Raw genomic sequence first — 1,047 nt, 5'->3', positions numbered from 1 at the left:
AAAGTAGAGACCGAGGAGCTTCTATTGAGATGGTTGACGGAGAGGATGGCTATGTAACCACGACGACGACCTACGATGTTAATCCAGAGACTGGTAAGGTTAGCGAAAAGGTTACTGTTGATAGAAAAGAAGCCACGGATACAGTTATCAAAGTTCCAGCCAAAAGCAAGGTTGACCGCGAAGTCCTTCCTACAAGTGTCATCCGTTATGAAAAAGATGAAAGTAGAGACCGAGGAGCTTCTATTGAGATGGTTGACGGAGAAGATGGCTATGTAACCACAACGACGACCTACGATGTTAATCCAGAGACTGGTAAGGTTAGCGAAAAGGTTACTGTTGATAGAAAAGAAGCCACGGATACAGTTATCAAAGTTCCAGCCAAAAGCAAGGTTGAAGAAGTTCTTGTTCCATTTGCTACTAAATATGAAGCAGACAATGACCTTTCTGCAGGACAGGAGCAAGAGATTACTCTAGGAAAGAATGGGAAAACAGTTACAACGATAACTTATGATGTAGATGGAAAGAGTGGACAAGTAACTGAGAGTACTTTAAGTCAAAAAGAAGACTCTCAAACAAGAGTTGTTAAAAAAGGAACCAAGCCCCAAGTTCTTGTCCAAGAAATTCCAATCGAAACAGAATATCTCGATGACTCAACTCTTGATAAAGGTCAAGAAATAGAAGAAGCAGGAGAAATTGGTGAAATTACGCTTACTACAATCTATACTGTAGATGAACGTGATGGAACAATTGAAGAAACTACTTCTCGTCAAATTACTAAAGAGATGGTAAAAAGACGTATAAGGAGAGGGACGAGAGAACCTGAAAAAGTTGTTGTTCCTAAGAAGTCATCTATTCCTTCATATCCTGTATCTGTTACATCTAATCAAGGAACAGATTCAGCATTAGAACCAGCTAAACCAGTTGCTGCAACAACAGGCTGGAAACAAGAAAATGGTATGTGGTATTTTTATAATACTAACGGTTCCATGGTAACGGGTTGGGTACAAGTGAATGGTTCATGGTACTACCTCAACTCTAACGGTTCCA

Annotated in this window: 1 protein-coding gene; it reads left to right on the top strand. The window is 40.1% G+C overall.

The features are described from left to right. A partial coding sequence (locus HT719_RS11170) for a G5 domain-containing protein (protein WP_172929237.1) occupies window positions 1-1,047 on the top strand: 1,047 nt, incomplete at both ends.

Source organism: Streptococcus sp. k-378 (assembly GCF_013277505.1).
Classification (GTDB): domain Bacteria; phylum Bacillota; class Bacilli; order Lactobacillales; family Streptococcaceae; genus Streptococcus; species Streptococcus pseudopneumoniae.
This window is presented reverse-complemented; position numbering and strand designations above follow the sequence as displayed.